We start from the raw sequence: 312 nt of genomic DNA on the forward strand, positions 1-312 counted from the left end.
AGGCGAACTCGCTGTGCTGCACTTGCCCGCTCCATCCCTTCGCTATCCGCAGATGGTCGGTCGCATAGCCACGATAAGCGACGCCTGTCGCGTCAGCGACGTTTTCCCAGTACCGAGTGAGTGAATTTGTCAGATCCGCTCGCGGTGATCCGCCGCGGAAATCGCGGAGGGCGTCGGCTTTGATTTGGCCGACACACCACCAATGTCGACGCCGATCCGTGAGTAACCGCTCACGGATGCTGGCGGAACCAGACTGGCAGAGCGTCGAACGACGCGCATTGGCCGGTCACTGCCCGACGCGGTCGCCCGAAA

Annotated in this window: 1 protein-coding gene; it reads right to left on the minus strand. The window is 62.5% G+C overall.

Going from position 1 to position 312, the window contains the following annotated elements; translation table 11 throughout:
- Positions 1–129: 129 nt before the first annotated feature.
- Positions 130–312: hypothetical protein (locus U5A52_RS43190; protein ID WP_321940532.1), on the minus strand; the 183-nt coding region annotated here is incomplete at its 5' end.

The organism is Paraburkholderia sp. J8-2, from assembly GCF_905220195.1.
In the GTDB taxonomy this organism is placed as follows: Bacteria; Pseudomonadota; Gammaproteobacteria; order Burkholderiales; family Burkholderiaceae; genus Paraburkholderia.